This is a genomic window from Dechloromonas sp. ZS-1 (assembly GCF_039649255.1).
In the GTDB taxonomy this organism is placed as follows: domain Bacteria; phylum Pseudomonadota; class Gammaproteobacteria; order Burkholderiales; family Rhodocyclaceae; genus Azonexus.
Map to the genome: position 1 here is coordinate 53,114 of NZ_JBDIYD010000011.1, position 25,342 is coordinate 78,455.

19 protein-coding genes are annotated in these 25,342 nt (G+C 62.7%); 8 read left to right on the forward strand and 11 right to left on the reverse strand.

Annotated elements, in window-relative coordinates; translation table 11 throughout:
• Nucleotides 1–3: 3 nt before the first annotated feature.
• On the forward strand, nt 4–2,562 hold the full coding sequence (locus AACO21_RS13165; protein ID WP_346192984.1) for a [protein-PII] uridylyltransferase: 2,559 nt from the start codon (nt 4–6) through the stop codon (nt 2,560–2,562).
• A 110-nt stretch (nt 2,563–2,672) separates the two neighbouring features.
• Complete coding sequence (locus AACO21_RS13170) at nt 2,673–3,818, forward strand: GGDEF domain-containing protein (protein WP_346192985.1); 1,146 nt, start codon at nt 2,673–2,675, stop codon at nt 3,816–3,818.
• A gap of 42 nt (nt 3,819–3,860) precedes the next feature.
• Here AACO21_RS13170 and AACO21_RS13175 read toward each other — a convergent pair whose 3' ends face one another.
• From AACO21_RS13175 to smc, 6 genes are all read right to left on the reverse strand, one after another.
• Nucleotides 3,861–4,616: an S-methyl-5'-thioinosine phosphorylase gene (locus AACO21_RS13175; protein ID WP_346192986.1), complete on the reverse strand. Its 756-nt coding sequence runs from the start codon at nt 4,614–4,616 to the stop codon at nt 3,861–3,863.
• Nucleotides 4,617–4,618: 2 nt separating this feature from the next.
• Nucleotides 4,619–5,332 (reverse strand): class I SAM-dependent methyltransferase, encoded by a 714-nt coding sequence (locus AACO21_RS13180; protein WP_346192987.1) that lies wholly within the window; start codon nt 5,330–5,332, stop codon nt 4,619–4,621.
• A 76-nt stretch (nt 5,333–5,408) separates the two neighbouring features.
• On the reverse strand, nt 5,409–6,275 hold the full coding sequence (galU, locus tag AACO21_RS13185; protein WP_346192988.1) for a UTP--glucose-1-phosphate uridylyltransferase GalU: 867 nt from the start codon (nt 6,273–6,275) through the stop codon (nt 5,409–5,411).
• Nucleotides 6,272–8,320 (reverse strand): NAD-dependent DNA ligase LigA, encoded by a 2,049-nt coding sequence (gene ligA, locus AACO21_RS13190; protein WP_346192989.1) that lies wholly within the window; start codon nt 8,318–8,320, stop codon nt 6,272–6,274. Before ligA ends, galU begins: the two co-directional genes overlap by 4 nt.
• Nucleotides 8,320–9,648 (reverse strand): cell division protein ZipA C-terminal FtsZ-binding domain-containing protein, encoded by a 1,329-nt coding sequence (locus AACO21_RS13195; RefSeq protein WP_346192990.1) that lies wholly within the window; start codon nt 9,646–9,648, stop codon nt 8,320–8,322. The genes ligA and AACO21_RS13195 overlap by 1 nt, the downstream gene beginning before the upstream one ends.
• Nucleotides 9,649–13,164: a chromosome segregation protein SMC gene (gene smc, locus AACO21_RS13200; RefSeq protein ID WP_346192991.1), complete on the reverse strand. Its 3,516-nt coding sequence runs from the start codon at nt 13,162–13,164 to the stop codon at nt 9,649–9,651.
• A 109-nt stretch (nt 13,165–13,273) separates the two neighbouring features.
• Here smc and AACO21_RS13205 point away from each other — a divergent pair, with 109 nt between their 5' ends.
• Entirely contained in the window at nt 13,274–13,756 is a 483-nt protein-coding gene (locus AACO21_RS13205) for a nucleoside deaminase (RefSeq protein WP_346192992.1), read from the forward strand.
• A gap of 132 nt (nt 13,757–13,888) precedes the next feature.
• On the opposite strand, the gene AACO21_RS13210 is transcribed toward AACO21_RS13205, so the two are convergent.
• Both AACO21_RS13210 and AACO21_RS13215 read right to left on the reverse strand, forming a co-directional pair.
• Complete coding sequence (locus AACO21_RS13210) at nt 13,889–14,347, reverse strand: hemerythrin family protein (RefSeq protein ID WP_346192993.1); 459 nt, start codon at nt 14,345–14,347, stop codon at nt 13,889–13,891.
• Nucleotides 14,340–14,522: a hypothetical protein gene (locus AACO21_RS13215; RefSeq protein WP_346192994.1), complete on the reverse strand. Its 183-nt coding sequence runs from the start codon at nt 14,520–14,522 to the stop codon at nt 14,340–14,342. The genes AACO21_RS13210 and AACO21_RS13215 overlap by 8 nt, the downstream gene beginning before the upstream one ends.
• On the opposite strand from AACO21_RS13215, the gene dapC reads away from it, so the two are divergent.
• From dapC to prmB, 5 genes are read left to right on the forward strand one after another with little or no spacing between them, the layout of a single operon-like run.
• Nucleotides 14,511–15,701 (forward strand): succinyldiaminopimelate transaminase, encoded by a 1,191-nt coding sequence (dapC, locus tag AACO21_RS13220; RefSeq protein WP_346192995.1) that lies wholly within the window; start codon nt 14,511–14,513, stop codon nt 15,699–15,701. The two genes, AACO21_RS13215 and dapC, sit on opposite strands and share 12 nt — an antisense overlap.
• Nucleotides 15,702–15,716: 15 nt before the next feature.
• Entirely contained in the window at nt 15,717–16,532 is an 816-nt protein-coding gene (gene dapD, locus AACO21_RS13225) for a 2,3,4,5-tetrahydropyridine-2,6-dicarboxylate N-succinyltransferase (protein WP_346192996.1), read from the forward strand.
• A 24-nt stretch (nt 16,533–16,556) separates the two neighbouring features.
• On the forward strand, nt 16,557–17,735 hold the full coding sequence (locus AACO21_RS13230) for a PilT/PilU family type 4a pilus ATPase (protein ID WP_346192997.1): 1,179 nt from the start codon (nt 16,557–16,559) through the stop codon (nt 17,733–17,735).
• A 2-nt stretch (nt 17,736–17,737) separates the two neighbouring features.
• The gene (dapE, locus tag AACO21_RS13235) at nt 17,738–18,871 is read left to right on the forward strand and encodes a succinyl-diaminopimelate desuccinylase (RefSeq protein ID WP_346192998.1); all 1,134 of its coding nucleotides are present in this window, start codon (nt 17,738–17,740) and stop codon (nt 18,869–18,871) included.
• A complete protein-coding gene (gene prmB / locus AACO21_RS13240) occupies nt 18,868–19,776 on the forward strand; it encodes a 50S ribosomal protein L3 N(5)-glutamine methyltransferase (protein ID WP_346192999.1) in 909 nt (302 codons plus the stop codon). The genes dapE and prmB overlap by 4 nt, the downstream gene beginning before the upstream one ends.
• 138 nt (nt 19,777–19,914) lie before the next feature.
• Here prmB and AACO21_RS13245 read toward each other — a convergent pair whose 3' ends face one another.
• From AACO21_RS13245 to rbbA, 3 genes are all read right to left on the reverse strand, one after another.
• Nucleotides 19,915–21,363: an aminoacyl-histidine dipeptidase gene (locus AACO21_RS13245; protein WP_346193000.1), complete on the reverse strand. Its 1,449-nt coding sequence runs from the start codon at nt 21,361–21,363 to the stop codon at nt 19,915–19,917.
• A 62-nt stretch (nt 21,364–21,425) separates the two neighbouring features.
• The gene (locus AACO21_RS13250; RefSeq protein WP_346193001.1) at nt 21,426–22,562 is read right to left on the reverse strand and encodes an ABC transporter permease; all 1,137 of its coding nucleotides are present in this window, start codon (nt 22,560–22,562) and stop codon (nt 21,426–21,428) included.
• The gene (gene rbbA, locus AACO21_RS13255) at nt 22,559–25,333 is read right to left on the reverse strand and encodes a ribosome-associated ATPase/putative transporter RbbA (protein WP_346193002.1); all 2,775 of its coding nucleotides are present in this window, start codon (nt 25,331–25,333) and stop codon (nt 22,559–22,561) included. The genes AACO21_RS13250 and rbbA overlap by 4 nt, the downstream gene beginning before the upstream one ends.
• Between the last annotated feature and the right edge of the window lie 9 nt (nt 25,334–25,342).

A 25,342-nucleotide genomic window follows, 5' to 3' on the forward strand; every position in this document is an offset into this window, starting at 1 on the left:
GCCATGCCCTGTGATGTCGCCGCGCTGCGCGCAGAAGTCAAGGCGGATGCCCTTCGCCTCAAGGAAGCCTACGAGCAGCACGGTGACGCCCAGGCGATGCTCACCGGGCGTAGCACGGCAGTTGACCGTGTCTTGGCCCAACTCTGGCACGAGTTGGATTTCCCTCATGGTCTGGCCCTTGCCGCCGTGGGCGGCTACGGGCGCGGCGAACTCTACCCGGCGTCGGATATCGATCTGCTGATCCTGCTGCCACGCGAGGCTGATGCGGCCTTGCAGGACAAACTCTCGACGCTGGTCGGTCACTTCTGGGACATCGGCCTCGAAATCGGTCACTCGGTCCGCACCATCCAGGAATGCCTGAATGAAGCGGAAGGCGACATCACGGTTCAAACCGCCCTGCTCGAGGCCCGCCTGCTCACCGGCGACGGTCAACTCTTCGAAACCTTCGAAAAGCGGCTGCACGGCCATCTCGACCCGCTGCACTTTCTGGAAGCCAAGCGCCTGGAACAACAGGAGCGCTACCTGCGCTTCAATGAAACGCCGTACAGCCTGGAGCCGAACAGCAAGGAGTCGCCCGGCGGGCTACGCGATTTGCAGGTCATTTTCTGGATTGCCAAGGCGGCCGGCTACGGCGCCAGCTGGGACGACCTGCACGCCCGCGGCTTCGTCAGCGACGAAGGCCTGGGCCTGGCCAAAGCCTGTGAAGACTACCTCCGCCATTTGCGCATCCGCCTGCACTATACGGTCGGACGGCGCGAAGATCGCCTGCTCTTCGATTACCAGACCGCGCTCGCCACATGCTGCGGTTTCTCCGCCACAGAAAACCGGCGCGCTTCGGAACAATTGATGCAAGGGTATTACCGCAATGCCAAGGCGGTTACCCTGATCAACACCATCCTGATCCAGAACATGGCTGCCGCGCTCTCGCCGGAGAGCGAACAGGTGCCGCAACCGATCGACGCGGATTTCCAGACGGTCGGTAATCTGCTCGACATTCATGACGAAAAACTTTTCGTCAAAAAACCTGAAGCCATTTTCCGCAGCTTTCAACTGATGCAGGAAAACGGTGACCTGCACAGCATGACCGCGCGTACCCTGCGCGCACTCTGGCGCGCCGCCGACACCATCGACGACCGTTTTCGCAACGATCCGGCGCAACGTGCCGCCTTCCTCGCACTCTTTCAGAGCCCGCGCGGCATCATCCACGAATTCCGGCGCATGAACCAGCTCGACATCCTGGGCAGCTACCTGCCCAATTTCGGGCGCATCGTCGGCCAGATGCAGCATGACCTCTTCCATGTCTACACCGTGGATCAGCACATCCTGCAAGTCATGCGCAACCTGCGCCGCTTCACGATGAGCGAGTTCGCGCACGAGTATCCGCTGTGCACCCGCGTCATGAGCGAGTTCGACGCGCCCTGGCTGCTGTATGTCGCCGCCCTCTTCCACGATATCGCCAAGGGACGCGGTGGCGATCACTCCGAACAGGGCACAGTCGATGCACAGGATTTCTGTGAAAAACACGGGTTGACCGTCGCCGACACCGAACTCGTCGTCTGGCTGGTCCGCCACCACCTGATCATGTCGCAAGTTGCCCAGAAGTCGGACCTCACGGACCCCGACGTGATTGGCAACTTTGCCAAGCTGGTTGGCGACATGCGCCACCTGCAAGCCCTCTTCCTGCTTACCCACGCCGACATCCGCGGCACCAGCCCGAAAGTCTGGAATCAGTGGAAAGGCAAGCTGCTGGCCGACCTGTATTTCCAGACCCAGTACTACCTGGAACAGGATGTCGCGCCCGCACCGCAAGGCATCATTGCCGAACGTCAGGCCGAGGCCATGCGCCAGCTCCGCTTCTTCGCGCTATCGGACACTGTCCATGAGCGCCTCTGGAAGCAGCTCGACATGGTGTATTTCCTGCGTCACTCGGCGGAAGAAATTGCTTGGCACACGCGCGCCCTGCATTACCAGACCTTCAACGACAAACCCATCGTCAAGGCGCGCCTGCACCAGGAAAGCGGCGGTGTGCAGGTCATGGTCTACACGCGCGACCAGCACGACCTCTTCGCCCGCCTGGTCGGTTTCTTTGCCCGCACCGGGTACACCATTGTCGACGCCAAGATCCACACCACCGCACACGGCTATGCCCTGGACAGCTTCGTGCTGCTCGACATCGAGCAGCGGGACAACAACCGCGAAATGCTCAGTTACATCGAGCATGAGTTGCAGGAACGCCTGATCAAGCAAAGCCCGCCAGAGGCCCCCTCCGGTGGCCGCGTATCACGTCAGGTCAAGCACTTCCCGATCAAGCCGGAAGTCGTCATCCAGGCCGATGAGCGCGGCACCCACTTCATCCTCTCCCTGGTGGCGGCAGATCGCCCTGGCCTGCTCTACATCGTGGCCACCACGCTGGCGGAGCACGGTGCCAACCTGCACACGGCCAAGATCGCCACTTTGGGTGAACGGGTTGAGGACGTTTTCCTGATCAGCGGGGGCGACCTCAATAACAGCACGGCCCGGATTCGCCTGGAGTCCGAATTGATGAACCGATTGAAAGTCTGATCCAGACGGTCAACCCGCCACGCGAGGGGAAAACCCCCTCGCATTTTTTTACACTCCCCCCCTGAATTCAGCGCGATACTGGGCATGTTCGAATGCCATCGAGTATTGTCATGGGGACAGCCTGGACCCTGCTGGTCACACAGTTGCTGATTTACGCAGCGGGCTGGCGCGCCTGCGAAAGCCTGGTTTCCCGCTTTCAGGAAACATCACGCGACCTCTCCCGCTCCGCGTTTTGCTTCGCCCTGGCCATCGCGCTGAGCCGGATCGAGGAAACACAGGCGTTACAGCTGACCCCCTCTCTACTGATCGAATTCGCGAAGACACTGGGTTTCCTCTACGTCAGCAGCGCATGCACGGCCTTTTTTTCCCGGCCCGCGCTGGCCAGCCCAGCCCAACGCTGGCTGCTCGCCGCTTTGCTCAGCCTGCCCGCCCAACTGCCCGACCCGGGCGGACACCTGCACTCACTGATTTCATCGGGCATCAACGCCTGCATCGCCCTCATCACCCTGCAGCGCATCTATCCGGCGATTCTCGACGAATTCGGCCACCAGCACCGCAGCATGATCCTGCTCGTTCTGGTTCTGTTCGCCGGTTTGCTGTTTGCGGAATCCATGCAGGGCTTCAGTTGGGTCGCCCATCCGCAGCCCACGGACTCACCGGTTATCTGGCCCATGCTGTTCATGGTTTTGAACGGCATTCTCTATCTGGGCACCGCCGTGATGGTCGGCATCCGTCTGGTGCGCGAAACCCACGAGCAGGCCATCCATGATCCGCTGACCGGGATCTTGAACCGGCGTGGGCTGCACCTTGTTTTCGAGCAATTCCAGGCGGCCCATGTTCGCCAGAAAAAGCCATTTTCATTCTTGTTGGCCGACATCGACCACTTCAAGGAAATCAACGACCGGCATGGTCATGCGGCAGGTGACCAGATCCTGATTGAGGTTGCCGACGCGCTGGGCGCCGAGATTCGTGCCGCTGACGCGATCGCCCGCCTGGGCGGGGAGGAGTTTCTGATTCTGCTGGGTGATACGGATCTGCCGTACGCGTTTGCACTGGCTGAACGCCTGCGTGAAAACATCGCCCTGCATACTTTCCAGTATCAGGGAAAACGCATTCACGTCACCCTGAGCATCGGCGTCAGTCAGTCAAAACAGCTGCCGGAAGCCTTCAGCGCCACGCTGGAACGGGCCGATCAGGCGATGTATGCGGCCAAGCGCGCCGGCCGCAATCGCTGCTTTGCGGCCGGAACACCTTGAACGCTTAAGCACAACGCAGGACAAATGCCGCCTGCGTAGTCTTTATTTGGCGCCTGGAATCGCGCAGCCAACCAAGCCTTCAATGATGCTGCGCACCTGCCCCATCGCCCCTTGCAGGACCACTTCCAGGCTTTCGAAGTGAATCCCTTGTGCGCTGTCACCGCGCCCGGCGGCATGGTTGGCAATCACATTGATCGCGGCATACGGCACGTCCAGTTCACGCGCCAGCACCGCCTCAGGCATCCCTGTCATCCCGACCACATCGGCACCGTCCCGCTCGAAACGGTTGATCTCAGCCGCCGTCTCCAGGCGCGGTCCCTGCGTCGCTGCATAGACTGCGCCAACCTTGACCGGTACGGCCAGGGCTTCAGCCGCCCCACGAATACGCTCACGCAGCGCGGCATCGTACGGCTCCGTGAAATCGACATGGCGCACCGGCACGCCGGGCCCTTCGAAAAAGGTCGATTTCCGGCCCCAGGTGTAATCCAGAATCTGATGCGGCAGCACGATATCGCCCGGCTGCAGGTCACCCCGAATGCCGCCGACCGAAGCAACGGAAATCACCCCGGTAGCACCATGATGATGCAGGGCCCACAGATTGGCCCGGTAATTCACCATGTGCGGTGCAATGGTGTGGCCATACCCATGGCGCGGCAAAAACATGGTCGGATGACCGCAGATTTCGCCGAACACAATGGCCCCGGAAGGCTCGCCGTAGGGCGTGCGCACCACTTCACGATGTGAGACATCCAGATTGGACAAGGTCGTCAGACCGCTGCCACCAATGATTGCGAGCATGATCAATTTCTCCGTGTTGCGAGCAGGGATGCCAGCACCGGCACCGCCCCGCTCATTGCGCCGCGCAGGGCCGGCGTCATTTTCCGCCCTTGGGCAGCGTTGACCGTATTGTCATCCATTTTCCGGTACAGCGCTTGGCTGCGTGTCGCCGCGAATGGCAGGCCGGACAAGGTTTTTCCCAGATGGTAATTGACCAGCGTATCGCGCCCGAGGTCCTTTGCCTGCCAGGCAATCAGGGTCCGATCGACCACATGCAGGAGATGGACGCTCGGCAGGCGTGCCGCCAGCTCCGCCACGGCACGATGTACCCGCTCGCGATAGGCGACCACCGCACGTCCGCCATCACTTGCCGCAGCGCCGGTTACCGTCGCCGGTGCGCCCATCAACCAGCACACCACCGCGACAGGCGAAAACGCTTCCATCCGCGCCAGCTGCGCCGGATTCAAGTCGAGCACGTCACCGACCTCGAATGAAACACCTGTCGCCCCGCAGCGGGCCGCACTGGCCTCAATACACGCCGGCAAGGACTCCAGCGCCAGGACCTCGCAACCCCGGCGCAGCAAAGCCTGGGTGCCGAAACCGGGGCCACAGCCGATCTCGAGCACGCGGCCCGGCGGAATCTGCGCCGCCATCCAGTCATAGTCGCCTCGCCGCACATAGTGCGCGCCTTCGGACTCCCAATAGCCGAGGAATTCTTCAATCGTTGCGCCGCTCATGGCGATCCTTTTACCGACATCCAAAAACAAGCAGCGCCCCGCAGGGCGCTGCCATTCAAACCCATCCGAAGCAGACTCAGGCGACCGTTTTCAGATAATCGCCAAATGCGGCCCCCACTTCCGGGTGACGCTGACCGAACACGACGGTCGCCTGCAGATAGCCAAGCTTCGAGCCGCAATCATAGCGCGTCCCATCATAACGATAGGCCAGCACCTGCTCCTCGTTCATCAGGGAAGCAATACCATCCGTCAGCTGAATCTCGCCACCGGCACCCGGCTTGATGGTTTCCAGGTGATGGAAGATGCGCGGCGTCAGGATGTAACGGCCGACCACCGCCAGGGTGGACGGCGCTTCTTCCGGCTTCGGCTTTTCCACGATGGCATTCACCTGTTCCAGACGATCGGCCACCGGACGGGCATCGACGATCCCGTAGCTCTTGGTGTCGGCACGCGGCACATCCTGGACGCCCAGCACGGAACAGCGGTAATAATCGTAGGCATCCGTCATTTGCTTCATGACCGGCACCTCGCCATCCAGCAGGTCATCGGCGAGCAGCACGGCAAACGGCTCATCGCCGATCACCGGCTTGGCACACAGCACGGCGTGGCCCAGACCGAGGGCTTCCGGCTGGCGGATGTAGATACAGTTGATGTTCTTCGGAATCATGTTGCGGACAAATTCCAGCATCTGCAGCTTGCCGCGCGCTTCCAGCTCGGTTTCCAGCTCATAGGCCTTGTCGAAGTGATCCTCGATCGCCCGCTTGGAGCGGCCCGTCACGAAGATCATGTCGGTCACGCCGGCCGCCACGGCTTCCTCAACGGCATACTGAATCAGGGGTTTATCCACGATGGGCAGCATTTCCTTCGGGCTGGCCTTGGTGGCCGGCAGGAAACGGGTTCCCATCCCGGCGACAGGGAAGACGGCTTTACGTACTTTTTTCATGCTTCTGTCTGTCCTTCAAGCAATTTCAAGAATGCGGCTTCATCGATGACCGGCACCCCCAGTTCCAGCGCCTTATCCAGCTTGGAACCGGCTTCTTCGCCCGCCACCACGTAATCGGTTTTCTTCGACACCGACCCTGCCACCTTGGCCCCGGCCGCTTCTGCCATGGCCTTGGCTTGATCGCGCTTCAAGGTCGGTAGCGTCCCAGTCAACACCAGGGTCTTGCCGGCAAAAACCTGCGGCGTATCGGCCACAGGCGTTTCAGCAACCCAGACGACACCGGCCTGACACAATTTGTCGATGACATCGCAATTATGCCACTCCGCAAAAAATGACGCGAGGCTGGCCGCCACCACCGGACCGACATCGGGCACGGCTTGAAGCTGATCCAGCGTGGCCTGGCGCAAAGCCGGCAGATCGCCGAAATGGCGGGCCAGATCGCGGGCCGTAGCTTCGCCCACATTGCGGATGCCGAGCGCGAAGATGAAGCGGGCCAGCGTGGTCTGTCTGGAGCGGTCGATGGCGGCGAGCAGATTCTGCGCGGACTTCTCCCCCATCCGTTCCAGCCCGGCCAATTGTTCCAGCTGCAAGGCGTAGAGGTCTGCCGGCGTATGCACCAAGCCGGCATCGACCAATTGATCAACCAGCTTGTCGCCCAGACCTTCAATGTCCATGGCGCGCCGTGCGGCAAAGTGCAACAAGGCCTGCTTGCGCTGCGCCGGGCAGAATAGACCGCCAGTACAGCGGGCCACGGCTTCGTCGAGGCCCTTCTCGACGGTCGACCCGCATTCCGGGCAGGTTTTCGGCAACTCGAACGGAGGATGCAAAGGCTCGCCGCCAAACAAGTCGCGCGTCGGACGCTTTTCCGGAACGATCGCCACCACCTCGGGAATCACATCCCCAGCCCGGCGGACGATCACGGTATCGCCGACACGGACATCCTTGCGCCGCGCTTCGTCTTCGTTGTGCAACGTGGCGTTGGTGACGGTCACACCACCGACAAAGACCGGCTTCAGGCGCGCCACGGGGGTGATCGCCCCGGTCCGCCCGACCTGGACATCAATGCCGAGCACCTCGGTCGTGGCTTCTTCGGCAGGAAATTTGTGCGCGATGGCAAAACGGGGGGCGCGCGACACGAAGCCCAGTGTTGCCTGCCAATCGAGTCGATTGACCTTATAGACCACGCCATCGATGTCATACGGCAAGCGTGGACGCTGCTCGCCGATGTCAGCAAAATACCCGAGCAGGCCACGGCTGCCCTGCACGACGCGACGCTCGGCGGCGACCGGGAAGCCCCACGCAGCAAGGCAATCGAGCACCTCGGCATGCGTCTTCACCGGCATGGCATCCGCCCCCAGGCCCAGGCCATAGGCAAAGAACGAGAGCGGACGGCTGGCCGTGATGGCCGAGTCCAGCTGGCGCAGGCTCCCGGCGGCCGCATTGCGCGGGTTGGCAAACTCTTTCTCACCGCGCTCGCGCTGGCGGGCATTCAAGGCGGCAAAATCGGCCTTGAACATCAGCACCTCACCGCGCACCTCGAGACGCGCGGGCCAGCCCGAGCCTTGCAGGCGCAAGGGAATGCAACGCAAGGTCCGCAAGTTCGGCGTGACCTCCTCCCCCGTTGCGCCATCGCCACGGGTCGCACCACGGACAAAGAGCCCGTCCTCATACGTCAGACTGATGGCCAGACCGTCAAATTTGGGCTCCACCGCATAGTCGATCGCCTGAATGGTTTCCAGGCCATCGCGTACGCGCTGATCAAATGCAGCGACCTCCTCGGGCTCAGATGCGTTGTTGAGCGAGAGCATGGGCACGCCGTGGGCGTGCGGCGGGAAGGCCTTCAGCGGCGGAGCGCCAACGCGCTGCGTGGGGGAGTCCAGGCTGGCCAGTTCAGGATGCGCGGCCTCAAGGGCCTGCAATTCACGGAACAAGCGGTCGTACTCGGCATCCGGGATGGTCGGCTGATCGAGGACGTAATACGCGTGGTTATGACGCTCCAACTCGGCGCGCAGCCAGGCTGCGCGCGCCACAAACGACTCAGACATCACGAAAAGAGGCGCAGTGCCTGCACCGAGCCTGCCGGCAAACCATAGCGCGCCATGGTGGCCTGCGGCTTGCCGATGAATTCGCGGCGGATGTGATCCAGTTGGGTATCGGACAAGGGCTGACGGTTGTCATCGACCAGCGCGCCTTGCAGCGCTTCGGCGAAACGCTTGGCCAGTTCGATCATCTGCGAGAACACGCGCTCGCCGTGATCGACCCGCGGCACATCGAGCAGGAAGGTCACGCCATGGGTATTGATGGCGCGAATGTTTTCCTGGGTGAAGCGGGCCGTCTCGAAGTTCTGCAGGCTGTACAAGGCCCGCCCCTCATCGTCGAAACGGGTGAACAAGCCATCATTGCCCAGCACCATGCCGGCCGCTTCGGCCAGCGCACGAATCTTGGTGCCGGAGAATGCCGAAGCACGACTGACCAGATTGATGCCGATTTCGAGGTCGACATCGGCACAGAAACGGTCGATCTCCGCTGCCTGATCCAGCACGCGGATGGAGGGCATGTCGGCCACCGCCATCAGGCCATCCGCCAGCGCGGCCATCGCATTCGAGAAAATGGCAACATCCGCCTCTGGTACCGGACCGAGGCGATTCACCAGTTGCAGGCCGACGCGCAAGCGGCGCACAGCGATGTCGTGTTCGGACGACAGGCGCTCCCATTCGCGGGTCCGTTCGTTGAAACCCACCCAATGCACCGGCTTGTGCAGACGCGCCAAGGCGTCGCGCTGGGCATTGATGAGTTGGGTGGCCGATACCGGATCCACCAGTTCCATGGCGACAATGTATTCCAGGCGCGGATCCAGCAGCGTCGGCGGGACCACGCTTTCCGGCAGCGTATCGAGCACTTCTTCGGAAACCACAGGCGCCGGCGGCGGCAGGTCGGCGACAGGCGGCATCACCGGCATGGCCGGGATCTCATCTGCCGGCGGCACATAAGCAGGCATCACAGACGCTGCAGGAACAGGCTCCGGCATCCGTTCAGGCGGTGGCATGACCGGCGCCACAGGTGCCACCGGCTCTGCCATCCGTGCCATCCCCTGTTCGGCGGCATGTTCGGCCAACACAGGTTCCAGGCGTTCCGGACTGACCGGCACGACCGGCTCAGGCATCAAAGCCGGTTCCGTACGGACAAGCGGTGCCGCGCTTGGCATGGCCGGCGCGACACGCGCCTGACCGCCCAGCAGCGGATCTTCCGGATGCGGTTTGAGGAGCGACTCCGCCACCTTGCGATGCCGCATTTCCTGCCACTTGTTATAACCCAGCACGCCCACCACTGCGGCTACGCCCAGGCCAATCAATCCCATCTGGAGTTCGGTCATTTAAGCCGCATCCCTCATTTTCAAGGCTTCTTCGATATCCACTTCCACCACACGAGACACACCGGACTCCTGCATGGTGACGCCGACCAGTTGTTCGGCCATTTCCATCGCGATTTTATTATGGGAAATAAATAAGAACTGCGTATTTGCTGACATTTTCTGAACCATACCGCAGAAACGCTCGGTATTGGTATCGTCCAACGGCGCATCCACCTCGTCCAGCAGGCAGAACGGCGCCGGATTGAGCTGGAACATCGAGAAGACGAGCGCGATGGCCGTGAGCGCTTTTTCACCGCCCGAGAGCAGGTGGATGGTCGAATTCTTCTTGCCCGGCGGCTGGGCGATGACCTGTACACCGGCATCCAGGATTTCCTCGCCGGTCATCACCAGTTCGGCACGACCACCGCCGAAGAGTTCGGGGAAAAGGCGGCCAAAATGACCGTTGACCGTATCGAAGGTGTGCTGGAGCAATTCCCGCGTTTCCCGGTCGATCCGCCGGATGGCGTTTTCCAGGGTTTCCATGGCTTCGGTCAGATCGGCGGCCTGCATGTCGAGATAGCCCTTGCGCTCGCTGGCCGTTTCCAGTTCCTGCAAGGCCGCCAGGTTCACCGCACCAAGGTCGGCAATGGCGTTCGACAGCCGCGTGATCTCGCCCTGCAGGGTAGACGGACGTGCCGCTCCGCCCTCTGCCACCAGCGCGTCCTGCAGCGCCGCCTCGTCCGCCCCGGCCTCCAGCAACTGCATGGCAAACTGCTCGGCGTTCAGGGCGGCCGCCTGTTCCTTCAGCTTGAGATCGCCAATCCTGGCCCGCAAGGGCTCCAGGCCCTGCTCGATTTTCAGACGCTGCTCTTCGAGCATGCGCAGCGCCTGCGTCGCCGCTTCCAGCGCATCGCGACGGGCGGCCAGCGCCTGCTCGGCCTGCTGACGCGCTTCGAGCGCCAATTGGAGCTGTTCTTCCATGACATCGGCCGGCGCCGATTCAACTTGCGCGGCACACGCGGCGCGATCGCGCTCGATCCGGGTCAGCTCGCGTTGCGCCACCGCCTGCTGGGCGAACAAATCCTGCAGCTTGCTGTCTGCTTCACGCGCCGAAAACTGGGCTTCGCGCAGGGCGCGATCGAGATCGGCATTGCGCTCGCGCTCGGCCCGTACCGCACGCTCGCACTCATCGAGTCGTGATTGCGCCCCGGCCACCAGCACGCGAATGCGGGCCAGACCGTCGCGAATTTCCTCGATGCGCTCATCGGCCGCCATTTCACGCTCGCGCTCGCCTTCCTCTTCCTCAGCAAGCTCGGCCTGCTGTTCGGCGATGCGCTCTTTCTGTTCCTTGTAGCGCTCGATGGCCTGCGACAGCTTGAGGACTTCCATCTGCGTCGCGTGCACGCGCTGCTGGCGGTCGGTGACGTATTGGCGGATTTCCGACATTTCTTCCTGCTTGTCGGCCAATTGCTCGTCGAGCAACATCACCTGCTCGCGCAGGTTCTCCGTCTTTTCCTCGGCCATCAGGATGCCTTCGGCCAGCGATTCGATTTCCCGCTGGCGTTCCAGAAGACCGTGTTCGCCCTGATCCGGGGCAAAAAACGTCACGCTGGCCCGTGTCACCAGATCACCGCCACGCGTGACCAGCGCCGCGCCCTCGGCGAGGCTGGCGCGCTGGGCCAACGCATCGGCCAGCGTCTCGCAGATCCGGATCGCGCCCAGCCAATCGGCCAGGGCCTGCGCCATGCCCGGCACATCGGTACGGATACGGTCGACCAGCAAATCAGGGCGTTTTTCACCGTTGACCGTCGGGTGCCCCGACAGCACGACGGAGAGGCGCCCTTCCGGGCGGTCGTGCAGCCAGGCATCCAATTTGGCGGGATCGTCGCAGGCAATGGCAGAAAGGCGCTCACGCAGCACGGCCTCGACCGCCTCTTCCCAGCCGGCTTCAACGTGAATTTGCTGCCAGAGCGCCGGCGCCTGATCGAGACCGTGGCGCCGCAACCAATCCGGCAGCGTGCCGCTGGCCAGGGTTTTTGCCTGCATCTGAGCCAGCGCAGCACGCCGCGCCTGACCGGCCGCCAGTTCGCGCTCCAGGCGCTGCAGATCCTGCTGCGCGGCTTTACGACGGGCCTCCAACTGCGGCATTTCCTGCTGCAGTTGCTGCAGGTGATCCTGGTCACCGGCCAGTTCTTCCTTCAGGAGTTCGAGTTCTTCCTCTTTTTCGGCCAGACTGAGTTCATCCGGTGCCTCGCCGAAGGTTTCCTCACGCAGGCGTTCACGCCGCTGAGCCAGGGCCTGCAGGGCACGTTGCGCATGCGCCTTGTGGGTGAGTTCGACTTCCAGTTTTTGCTCGGCGTTGGTGGTGCGTGTTTTCAGGCGCTGCAACTCTTCCTGCGCCTGCTGGTGATCCTCTTCCACCTGCGGCGCCAGATTCATCTGCTGATGCAGACGCTCCTCGGCCTCCTCGGCACGCAAACGGGTCATTTCCTGCGTTTCTTCCCAGCGTTCGCGGTCGGCAACCAGTTTTTCAGCTGTTTCCGTCCAGTGCGCAAGTTCGGTTTCGAGCTGCACAAGGCGCGCCTCCAGCTGGCTGCGCGATTCGCGACGGTGCCGGATTTCGGCTTCCAGGCGCGCCACCTCGGCATTGGCCGCATACATCTCGCTCTGCGCAGCGTGCAGCGCATCGCCCGCAGCAAAATGCGCCTCGCGATTTTCTTCAGCCCGCGCCTCGGTTTCCCGCAAGGCGGCGCTTTGCGCCTCCAGGTCGGTCGTCGCCCGCTCAACCTCCAGCGCCAGACGCTGACGCTCGGCATCCGCCTCGCGCTTGCGCAGAAACCAGAGCAGTTGCTGACGCCGGACCAGTTGTTCGTTCAGGGCGTGATAACGACGCGCCACCTCGGCCTGGGATTCCAGGCGCTCGATCTGGTGCCCCAGTTCTTCGCGGATGTCTTCGACACGGAGCAGATTTTCACGCGTATCTTCGAGTCGACCGTGGGTTTCCTTGCGCCGCTCCTTGTAACGCGTCACCCCGGCAGCTTCTTCCAGGAAAACACGCAGGTCGTCCGGCTTGGCCTCGATGATGCGCGAAATCATGCCCTGGCCGATGATGGCGTAAGCGCGCGGCCCGAGGCCGGTCCCGAGGAAAAGATCGGTGATGTCCTTGCGGCGGACCTTCAGGTTGTTGATGAAGTAGTCCGACTGCCCCTGGCGAGTCAGGACGCGCTTGACCGACAACTCGGCATACTGCGACCACTGCCCCATGGCCCGACCGAGCGCATTGTCGAAAATCAGTTCAACGGAGGCGCGCGATACCGGCTTGCGGTTGGTCGAACCATTGAAGATCACATCCTGCATCGACTCGCCACGCAACTCCGAGGCTTTGGACTCGCCCAGCACCCAGCGCACGGCATCCATGATGTTGGATTTGCCGCAGCCATTGGGGCCGACGACCCCCACCAATTGCCCGGGCAAGGCAACGGCAGTCGGATCGACAAAGGACTTGAAGCCGGCGAGTTTGAGTTTGGTCAGGCGCATGATGAAAGGCCGCGCGCATCATGCTGCAGCGCAGCGGGAGCGTATGATAGCATCCCAATGCCCTGCGCCTTCCGGTGCGGCCGCAACGCTCATCACGGGAGTTTGCCTGATGCCCTCCGACACCGACGACATCCGCTTTCTCAAACGTGCTTTGGAACTGGCACGCGAAGGGAGCCAGCGCGGCGAAGGCGGCCCCTTCGGTGCCGTACTGGTCAAAGATGGCCAGATCATTGCCGAGGGATGGAACCGGGTGGTCGCCAGCCATGACCCGACCGCCCATGCCGAAATTGCGGCCATCCGGACAGCGGCGATTGCGCTGGGCAATTTTCACCTGCACGGCTGCACCCTCTACGCTTCCAGCGAGCCGTGTCCGATGTGCCTGTCCGCGGCTTACTGGGCTCAGCTTGAACGCGTGGTCTATGCCAATCCGCGCCACATTGCCGCCGAAATCGGTTTCAGCGACGCCGATCTTTACCAGGAACTGAGCGCACCCCCTGCAAATCGCCGCCTTCCCCTTATCCGGATCGAGCTGCCTGATGCAGATGCTGTCATGCATGCCTGGCGGGATACGCCGGGACATATCGATTACTGACGCGAACTGCGCCCGCCATCAGGGCTACCTGAAACCCAAGCACAGACGCACAGGCGGACGGACAAACACCACAACGCCGCCCCATTCAGACCCGGGGCGGGAGATAGCGCCTTAAACTGCTCTTGCCATACCTCAGGTCGGCATCTGAAGCGGATCAGGAAAACCCCACTGCCCTGCACGCTGCAAGGAAAAATCAGCGCCCTGCAACAAGCTGCTGGCCAGCCCCTGATCAGCATCGACAATGTGGCGTTCGAACCAGTAGTCGATATAGCGCAGCAGGCTGAACACATCGGCCCGCCCGGCTTCCACTTCATCCAGCATGCGCCGGATGCTGAGCAGCATCTTCCGGTGCTTTTCCCGGTGATCAGCGAAGTCGACCCCGGCAGCAATGGCCAGACTTTCCTCCAGCGCACAATGGGCCTGCAATGTCTGATACAAAGACTCGGCCTGCGGCAACGGCAAGCCTTCGCTCCCCAGGCAAGCGGACTTCAGGGCCTCCAGGCAACCGAAGAGCCGCTCATGATCCGTGTCCATTTCAGGCACGCCCACCGCCAGCGCTGCAGGCAGGTATTCAAAATTCCCCTCAGCCATGACCATCCTCCTCTCTTTCCCAAGCTGAAATATAGCCTGCAGCCAGCAAAAATCCAGCGCGTTTTTCCATGGGCATAATCCGCGCATCCGCATGACCAAAACACGGCAGCCTGTCATTTTTAAGCGATAATTCCTGCTTTGAACCGACCTGACAGCCCCTGACGTGAACCCGCATCTCGCCCAACTCCAGCCCTATCCGTTCGAAAAGCTGCGCGCCCTGTTCGCCGGCGTCACCCCCAATCCCGCCTACAAGGAAATCAAGCTTTCCATCGGCGAGCCGCAGCACGCCACGCCGGCTTTCATCATGGAAGCCCTCAGCAAAGGCTTGGGCGGCCTGGCCAATTACCCGACCACGCAAGGCATTCCGGCGCTGCGTCAGGCCATTGCTGCCTGGTGCGAACGCCGCTATGGCCTGAGCCTGAATGCAGAGACCGAAATCCTGCCGGTCAACGGCTCCCGCGAGGCACTTTTTTCCTTCGCGCAAACAGTCATCGATCCGAGCCGCGGCCACGTGCCGATCATCGTCAGCCCGAATCCCTTCTATCAGATCTATGAAGGCGCAGCCTACCTCTCCGGCGCCGAGCCGCGTTTCCTCAACACGCTGCCGGAAAACGGCTTTGCTTTCGACTATGAGAGTCTGAGCCCGGCCGAGTGGGCGCGCGTCCAGCTCTTCTATGTCTGCTCGCCGGGCAACCCGACCGGCAAGGTGCTCTCGCTCGACGACTGGAAGACGCTGTTTGCCCTCTCTGACAAATACGGTTTCATCATCGCTTCGGACGAGTGCTATTCCGAAATCTACTTTGATGAAGCAAACCCGCCCATCGGCGGCCTGCAGGCCGCCAAGCTGCTGGGTCGCTCGAACGAACGCCTGGTGATGTTCTCCAGCCTATCCAAGCGCTCCAATGTACCGGGCATGCGCTCCGGGTTTGTTGCGGGCGATGCGAAGATCCTGACGCAATACCTGCTGTACCGAACCTACCACGGCTGCGCCATGGCGCCCCCGATCCAGACCGCATCGGTTGCAGCCTGGAACGACGAAGCCCATGTACAGGAAAACCGCCGCCTCTATCGCGAGAAATTCGCCGCGTGCACGCCGATTGCCGCCGAGGTCCTCGGCACCGGCATGCCGGATGCCAGCTTCTATCTGTGGGCACGTACGCCGATTGCAGATACCGAGTTCGCCCGCGGTCTGCTCGAACACTATAATGTCGTGGTTCTGCCCGGCAGTTTCCTGGCCCGTGAGGCACAGGGGCTCAATCCGGGGGCCAATTTCATTCGGATTGCACTGGTGGCCGGCCACGAGGAATGCCTCGAAGCCGTCCAGCGCATCCGTCAATTCGCACAAAACCTGTAACCAAGAGAGAACTTCATGAGCCATCCGCTGCAAGCCACCATCGACGAACTCTGGGAAAAGCGCACCGAGCTGAACACCCAATCCACCGAGGCCATCCAGGTCATCGAATCCGTGATTGCCGACCTCGACGCCGGCAAGCTGCGCATCGCCGAAAAGGTGAATGGCGAGTGGACCGTCAATCAGTGGGCCAAGAAGGCCGTCCTGCTCTCCTTCCGCACGCGTGACAACCGCATCCAGAAGGCCGGCGACATCAATTTTTACGACAAGGTCGACACCAAGTTCCAGGGCTGGACCGAAGAGCAGTTCAAGGCAGGCGGTTTCCGCGTCGTGCCGGGCGCTTTCGCGCGCAAGGGCGCCTTCATCGCCAAGAACGCCGTGCTCATGCCGTCCTACGTGAACATCGGCGCCTACGTCGATGAAGGCACCATGGTCGACACCTGGGCCACCGTCGGTTCCTGCGCCCAGATCGGCAAGAACGTGCACCTGTCCGGCGGCGTCGGCATCGGCGGCGTACTCGAGCCGATCCAGGCCGGCCCGGTCATCATCGAAGACAACTGCTTCATCGGCGCCCGTTCGGAAGTCGTCGAAGGTGTTGTGGTCGGTGAAAACTCTGTGATCTCGATGGGCGTCTACATCGGCCAGAGCACCCCGATCTACGACCGCGAAACCGGCGAAATCACCTACGGCAAGATCCCGCCGGGCTCCGTCGTGATCTCCGGCTCCCTGCCGAAGGACGGTGGCAAGTACAGCCTGTACGCTGCCATCATCGTCAAGAAGGTGGACGCCCAGACCCGCTCGAAGACCAGCATCAACGAACTGCTGCGCGCCTGATTTCGCTGACACGAAGGTCGTGACATGATCCTCGACAAACTCTTCCAGCTGATGTCGGAAAAGCAGGCCTCGGACATCTTCATTTCCGCCGGCACGCCGATCCACATCAAGATCCAGGGCAACACCGTACCTGTCAATCAGCAGGTCATGACGCCCGACATGATCGAAAAGATCGCTTATGAGTTGATGTCGCCGGAGCAGGTCACCACCTTCGAAGCGAACAATGAGCTGAACATCTCGTTCGGCGTGCCCGGGGTGGGCAACTTCCGGATCAACATCTTCCGGCAACGGGGCTCCATTGGCCTCGTCATCCGCTTCATCCTGGGCAACATTCCGCCGCTGGATACGCTCGGTCTGCCGAGCATCCTGCCGGAACTGATCATGGAAAAGCGCGGCCTGATCCTGATCGTCGGCTCGACGGGCTCCGGCAAATCGACCACCATTGCCTCGATGCTGGATCACCGGAATGCCAACCGGGCCGGCCACATCCTGACCATCGAGGACCCGATCGAATTCCTGTTCAAGCACAAGAAATCGATCGTCAACCAGCGCGAAATCGGCATGGATACCCATGACTGGCAGACCGCGCTGAAAAACGCCATGCGCCAGGCACCGGACTGCATCCTGATCGGGGAAATCCGCGACAAGGACACCATGCAGGCCGCGATTTCCTACGCGCAGACCGGCCATCTCTGCCTGGCTACGCTGCATGCGAACAACAGCTACCATGCGTTGAACCGCATCATCAGTTTCTTCCCGATCGAGAACCGCCCGGCCCTGTTCATGGACCTTTCGGTCTCCCTGCGCGCCATCGTGTCCCAGCGCCTCGTGCGGCGCCCGGACGGCACCCTGATGGCCACGGCAGAAACCATGCTCAACACCCGCCACATCAGCGAGCTGATCGAGCGCGGTGAAATCCAGGCGATCAAGGAAGCCATGGAGCAAACCCTGGCCCCGGGCTCGCAGACCTTCGAGCAGGATCTCTTCCGCTTGTACAAGGAAGGCAAGATCACCCTCGACGAAGCACTGGCCAACGCCGACTCGCCTACCAACCTGTCCTGGCTGATCAACAACTCCGAATTCGGGCACGGCAAAGTGGAGGAAGCGCCCACCGCTCCGCCCACGCTCGACTTCGAGGAAACCACCGAAAGTGGCGCTTCCTTCAAGGAGTTCAAGCTCAGCCTGGCCGACGACGACGAATAACCATGTCCGACCCCACGTTTGAACTGGCCCGGGAAATCATGTCCCGGCCCTCCGTCACGCCCGAAGACGGCGGTTGCTGCCAACTGTTTGCCGACCGCCTTGCGGCACTGGGCTTCAAGGCTGAATTCATCAACCGCAATGGCGTGACCAATCTCTGGCTGCGCCGTGGCGAAACCGCACCGCTGTTTGTCTTTGCCGGCCATACCGACGTGGTGCCGACCGGCCCGCTCGACAAATGGACCTCCCCGCCCTTCGCCCCCGAAGTGCGCGACGGCATGCTCTACGGGCGCGGTGCGGCCGACATGAAATCGTCCCTCGCGGCGATGTTGACCGCCACTGAAGCCTTCGTTGCGGCCAACCCGGCCCATCCGGGCAGTATTGCCTTCCTGCTCACCTCGGATGAGGAAGGCGATGCCACGGATGGCACCGTCGCCGTCGTCGAGACCTTGAAGGCACGCGGCGAATCAATCGATTACTGCATCATCGGCGAACCGACCTCGGTCAACACCCTGGGCGACATGATCAAGAATGGCCGCCGTGGCTCGCTCTCCGGCGTGCTGACGGTGAAAGGCATCCAGTGCCACATCGCCTATCCGGAAAAAGGCCGCAATCCGATCCACGAAGCCGCGCCCGCCCTCGCCGAACTGGCGGCCACGCAGTGGGATGCAGGCAACGAGTATTACCAGCCGACCAGCTGGCAGATTTCCAACATCCATGCCGGCACGGGCGCAACCAACGTCGTCCCCGGTCAACTGGAAATCAAGTTCAATTTCCGTTTTTCCACGGCCAGCACCCCGGAAGGCCTGCAGTCCCGCCTTACCGCCATTCTCGACAAGCACCACCTCGACCACGAGATCAAATGGACGCTGGGCGCCCGCCCCTTCCTGACCGGCCGCGGCCCGCTTGCCGATGCCGCCAGCGCGGCGATCCGCGAGGTTTGCGGCATCGAGACGGAACTCTCGACCACCGGCGGCACCTCGGATGGCCGCTTCATTGCCGAAATCTGCAAGCAGATGCTGGAAATCGGCCCGGTCAACGAAACCAGCCACAAGATCGACGAATGCATTGCCGTCGACGCGCTGCCCAAGCTGTCCGCCATTTACCACCGCATTCTTGAAAAGACCCTGACCGCATGAGCGACCTTGCCCACCCCGCTGCCCTGACCGAACTGGTCAGCGTACGCGACTTCATCCGCTACGCCGTCAGCCGCTTCAACGGTGCCGGCCTCTTCTTCGGCCACGGCAGCGACAACGCCTGGGACGAAGCGGTCTATCTCACGCTGCACACGCTCAACCTGCCGCTCGACCGCCTGGAGCCTTTCCTCGATGCGCGCCTGCTGCCGCACGAACGCGAGCGCCTGCTGGACGTCTTCCGCCGCCGCTGCGAAGACCGCCTGCCGGCTGCCTACCTGACCAACGAAGCCTGGCTGGGGGAACATCGTTTCTACGTCGACGACCGCGTCATCGTGCCGCGCTCCTTCATCGCCGAATTGCTCGAAGAGCAGCTCACGCCGTGGATCGACGATCCCTGGGCCGTTGAATCCGCGCTCGACCTGTGCACCGGCTCCGGCTGCCTGGCCATCCTGACCGCCCTGGCCTTCCCGAATGCCGAGGTGGACGCGGTCGACCTCTCGCAGGACGCCCTTTCCGTCGCCGAGCGCAATGTCGCCGACTATCAGTTGCAGGATCGTGTCTCGCTCGTCCATTCCGACGCCTTCACGGCGCTGGCCGGCAAGCGCTACAACCTGATCATCTCGAATCCGCCTTATGTGAATGCCGAATCCGTCGCGGCCTTGCCGCCGGAATATCTGCATGAACCGGAACTCGCCCTCGGCTCGGGCGAGGATGGCCTGGACTTCACGCGCATCATTCTGGCCGAGGCGAAAAAGCATCTGACAGAGGACGGCGTGCTGGTCGTCGAGATCGGCCACAACCGCGACGAACTGGAAGCCGCCTACCCGACCCTGCCCTTCACCTGGCTGGACACGCAGGCCGGCGACGAATACGTCTTCATGCTGCGCGCCGAGGATCTGCCGGACTGATCAACGGCCCTGACCCACCCTGACCCATTCTGACACCCATTTCGACCCCTTTTCCGGGGTCGACCGTCAGACCGGAAACCGCCATCGCCCACACTGGGCCCTGGCGGTTTTTTCATGAGACGGAAGGCCGAATGCCGCTCAGCCAAGCGCAGCCAGAATCGCCTTGAGCAGGTCCCAGCAGCGCGCCACTGCCGCCACCTCGACCCGTTCGCCCGGCGCATGCGCGCCACGGATGGTCGGCCCGAATGAGACGATGTCCATGCCCGGGTATTGGGCACCGATGATGCCGCACTCCAAGCCGGCGTGAATCACCTTGACCGCCGATGCGCCCCCGAACTCGCGGGCAAACACGGCCTGACAGGTTTTCAGCAGCGCCGAATCCGGATTCGGCGTCCAGCCCGGATACTGACCGGACTTCACCGCCTCGGTCCCGGCCAGGGCAAACAGGCTGACGATCTCATCAGCGAGCGCCCCCGCGCTCCGGTCGACCAAGGAACGCACCATGAAATTACCCTGCCCGCCCCCGGGGTGCAGATCGACCATGCCGAGGTTATTCGAGGTCTCGACCACGCCCGGCACCTGCCGGCTCATCCGGCGCACGCCATGCGGCGCCGCATGCAGGGCCGCCAGCCAGGCAAACTGATCCTGCCCGGCCATCACCGACTCGCTCTCCGCCGCCTCCAGCGCCAGGCTCAGCCCGTCATCGACGCCGCGCAGGCGCTCGCGCAATCCCGACTGTTGCGTCGCCAGCCAGCGTTCCAGCCCTTCGGCCATGGGCAGCGCAATCACGGCAAAGGCTTCGCGCGGCAAGGCGTTGCGCGCCGTACCGCCCTGCAGCGAGACCAGCCGATAGGGCATCACCCCGGCCAGATCATGCAGGACTTCAACCAGCAGCTTGATCGCATTGCCCCGCTCTTCGTGAATATCCACCCCGGAATGTCCACCGCGCAAACCGCTCAGGGCAATGCGGCACACCGTCCAGCCCGCGGGGAGTGGCTCCGCCTCGCCCGGTCGGCTGACATCGACATCGAGCCCGCCGGCGCAGCCGAGGTAAAACTCGCCCCAGTCCTCGGTATCGAGATTGAGCATCAACTGCCCGGTCAGCCAGCCCGGCGCCAAACCACGCGCACCGCCCATGCCGGCCTCTTCGTCGACGGTGAACAAGGCTTCAATCGGCCCATGCCGGAGGTCCGCGGCTTCCAGTACGGCGAGCATGAGGGCAGCACCGATCCCATTGTCCGCCCCCAGCGTCGTATTCTCGGCAATCAGCCAGCCATCGCGTAGCACCGGCACAATCGGATCGCGCGTGAAATCGTGCGCACTGCCGCGGTTTTTCTGGCAGACCATGTCGAGATGCGCCTGCAGGACCACTGTCGGCCAGGCCTCACACCCCGGCGCGGCCGGCTTGCGGATGAGGAGATTGCCCGCCGCATCGACCTCGGCCGGCAGACCCTGCCCGCTTGCCCAGGCCTGCAGATGGGCGCGCAAGGCCGCCTCCTGCTTGGAGGGGCGAGGTATCTCGCAGAGGGTGGCAAAGTGCTGCCAGACGGTCGACGGGCTCAGATCGGCAAAAATTGGGGAAGGCATGGGGCGGGCTGAATTCGCGAGAAAACCGCGATGTTAACAGGCGCCGCCGGAAAACGCGGCATTCAGCCCTGGGCGCCCGCCACCGCCGCCCGGAAGCGCACCAAAGCAAGCCCGAAGAAAGCCGCCCCCACCGCCCCCATCCAGGCCAGATCGGGCCAGACCATGTCGAAACCTGCGCCGCGATACAGAATGCCCTGGGCGAGCCGGACAAAATACGTGGTCGGCGCGGCCAGCATCAGGTTCTGCACCAGTTCCGGCATGCTTTCACGCGGCGAGACACCGCCGGAAAGCAGAAGGAGCGGAATGATGCACAGGATGACCAGCAGGCCGAACTGCGGCATCGAGCGCGCCAGCGTGCCCAAAAAGATCCCGATCGACGCGGCGGCAAACAGATAACAGGCGGCCGCCGCGAGAAAAAGCGGCAATGAGCCGGCAATGGGCACGGCCAGCACCTGTTCGACCATGACCAGCAAGGCAAAACTCACCCCGCAGAGCACGGCCAGGCCGTTCGCCCAGATTTTTGCCATCATGATTTCAAACGGCGTCAGCGGCATGACCAGCAGGTGCTCCAGCGTGCCATGCTCGCGCTCGCGCAGGAATGCTGCGCCGACCAGGATGATGGTGAGCATGGTGACGTTGTTGATCACCTCCATGACGCCGCCAAACCAGTAGCCGACCAGGTTGGGGTTGAAACGCACGCGCGGCGTCAGGACGATGGGCGTGGCCGCGCTCTCCCGGCTGCCGCTCAGATATTCATTGACCTCGCCCAAGGCGATCGACTTGATATAGGTCGCGCCGATGAAGGCCTGGGTCATGATCGTCGCATCGATGTTCAACTGCAGTTCGGGCGTCCGCCCACGCACAACATCCTGCTCGAAGCGCGGGGGAATGATAAGCACGAAGTTGTAGCGCCCGGTATCCATGCCGGCATCGACCTCCGCCATGCCAATGCGGGCGGGCGCCCGAAAATACGGCGGGTAAAAGGCATCGACCAAACGGCGTGAAAGCGGCGACTGATCTTCATCGACGATGGCAATCGGCGCATTGCGCAGCTCCTGCGACGCGCCGGTCGCTGCTGTGTAAATGGCGCCGGAAAACGCCCAGCAGATCAGGATGAGCAGGGTCTTATCCGCCCACAGGCTCTTCAATTCCTTGAGCCCCAGGCGGTAGATATTGGCAAGGCTGGCCCAGCGCATCATGCCTCCTGTTTTTTCAGCAAAGCCACCGAGAGCACGGTAAGCAGCGGGATGAAGGCCGCCAGCGCAAGAAACTGCGGCCACAGATCGGCCACGCCAAGCGCCTTGGTATAGGTACCGCGGCTGATGATCAGGAAATAACTCGCCGGGAAACACTGCCCGATCCAGTAACTCAGGCCTTCCAGCGCGCCCACCGGCGTGGTCAGGCCGGAAAAACTGACCGTGGGCAGGATGGTCAGGATCGCCGTCCCAAACAAGGCGGCAATCTGTGTGCGCGTGAAGGTCGACATGAGCAGGCCGATCCCGGTGGTCGTGATCACATAGAGGAAAGCGCCCAGACTCAAGGCGGCAAAACTGCCCTTGATCGGCACCGCGAACACCCACTGCGACTGCACGACCAGCAACAGGAAACTGAGCATCGAGACCACCACATAAGGCAGTTGCTTGCCGAGCAGAAATTCGAAGCGCGTCACCGGCGTCACATACAGGTTGGTGATCGAGCCCAGCTCCTTCTCGCGCACCACCCCGAGCGCCATCAGGATGGCCGGGATGAAGATCAGGAGCAAGGGAATCACCGCCGGCACCATGGCGTAAATGCTCTTCACATCCTGGTTGTAGCGGTAACGCGAGACGATATTCACCGGATAGGCGACGTTGTTCCCGGTTTTTTCAAGCACCAGTTGCTGCACGTACTGCAGGTGCATCCCCTGCACGTAGCCGCGAATGGTCTCGCCCCGGTAAGGCATCGCACCATCGATCCACATGCCGATTTCCGGCCCGCGATTGCGCCGCAGATCGCGCCCGTAACCGGCCGGGATGTCGATGGCCAGCGCGATGTCGCCGCGCCGCATGCGCCGGTCGAGGTCTGCATCGTCGGCAATCGGCGCCTGCTCGACAAAGTAGCGCGAGCCGGCGAGATTACGCACATAGGCCCGGCTCTCCGGCGATTGGTCCCGATCCAGCACGGCAAAGCGCAGGCCTTCGACGTCGAGCGAGATACCGAAACCGAGCACGAACATCAGCAACACCGAACCGATCAGCGCAAAGGCCAGACGTACCGGATCGCGCCGCAGTTCCAGGGTTTCGCGGTGGGCATAGCCGAGCAGGCGGCGCAGGCTGAACCAGCGGTTGCCGGTCGCGGATGGCCGACGGTCGACCTCGATTTTGGCGGCATTTTCCGGGTTGACCGTCGGGGCCGCCGGGGTCATACCGGCCGCAGTTGCTTCCCCCGCCGCCGCATCCTGAGCCGCGGTGGCAGCCTCAAGATAGCGGATGAAGGCAGCCTCCAGGCCTGTTTCGCCCTGCGCCGCACACAGTGCCGCCGGCGTGTCGCTGGCCAGCACCCGCCCCGCATGCATCAGGGAAACGCGGTCGCAGCGTGCTGCCTCGTTCATGAAATGGGTCGAAATGAAGATGGTCACACCCTGCTCGCGCGACAACTCGACCAGCAGCGCCCAGAACTGGTCGCGCGCCACCGGATCAACACCGGAGGTCGGCTCGTCCAGGATGAGCAGGCGCGGCGAATGCACCACCGCCACGGCCAGCGACAGGCGCTGGCGAATGCCCAGCGGCAAGTCGGCCGCCGCCTGATCGGCATAGGGAGCCAGGCCAAAGCGCTGCACCAAGTCGCCGATACGCGCCACACGCTCGGCATCCGGCAGATGAAAGAGGCGTGCGTGTAAATCGAGGTTGGCCAGCACGCTCAGCTCGCCATACAGCGAAAAGGCCTGTGACATGTAGCCGACCTGCCGGCGGGTCTCCAGCGAGCGGGCATCGAGCACCTCGCCAAACAACCGGGCCTCGCCGTCGCTCGGCGGCAGGAGGCCGGTGAGCATTTTCATCGTGGTCGTCTTGCCGCAGCCATTGGAGCCCAGAAAGCCGAAAATCTCGCCCCGCGGGATGCGGAAACTGACATGGTCGACCGCCGTAAAACTGCCAAAACGCTGGGTCAGGCCACGCGCTTCAATGGCCAGATCGGCATCGTTACCCTGGCGGGGCGGAATGCTCAGGGCCTGATGCCCCCCCCGCCGCGCGGCCGGCAACAGCGCAATAAAGGCGGCATCAAGGCTCTGCTGGCCGGTGCGTTCGCGCAACTCAGCCGGCGAGCCCGTGCCGATCACCTGCCCGCCATCCATCGCGACCAGCCAATCAAAACGCTCCGCTTCTTCCATGTAGGCGGTGGCCACGAGCACGCTCATGCCGGGCCGACGCGCCCGGATACGCTCGATCAACTCCCAGAACTGCCGGCGCGACAGCGGATCAACGCCGGTCGTCGGCTCATCCAGGATCAGCAGATCAGGATCGTGGATCAGGGCGCAGCACAAGCCAAGCTTCTGCTTCATGCCACCGGAAAGCTTGGCAGCCGGACGATCCCGGAACGGCGCCAGCCCGGTCGCCCGCAGCAACTCATCGATCCGGCTCAGGCGTTCGTTTTTGCCCTGCCCGAAGAGTCGACCGAAGAAATCGACATTCTCGAAGACCGACAAGGTCGGATAGAGATTCTTGCCCAAGCCCTGCGGCATGTAGGCAATGCTCGGCAACACCGCCGCACGAAAAGCGGACTCGGCCATATTGCCGCCGAGCACCGTCACGCGTCCCTGCTGAACGGCGCGCGCGCCGGACACCAGCGCCAGCAACGACGATTTGCCGACCCCATCCGGCCCGATCAAACCCACCATCCTGCCTGCCGGCAGGCTCAGGCTGACATCATCGAGCGCACAAACCGCACCGTAGCGCTGGGTCACGCCCTCTAAACTGGCTACCTCTGGCGACACGCAGCGCAC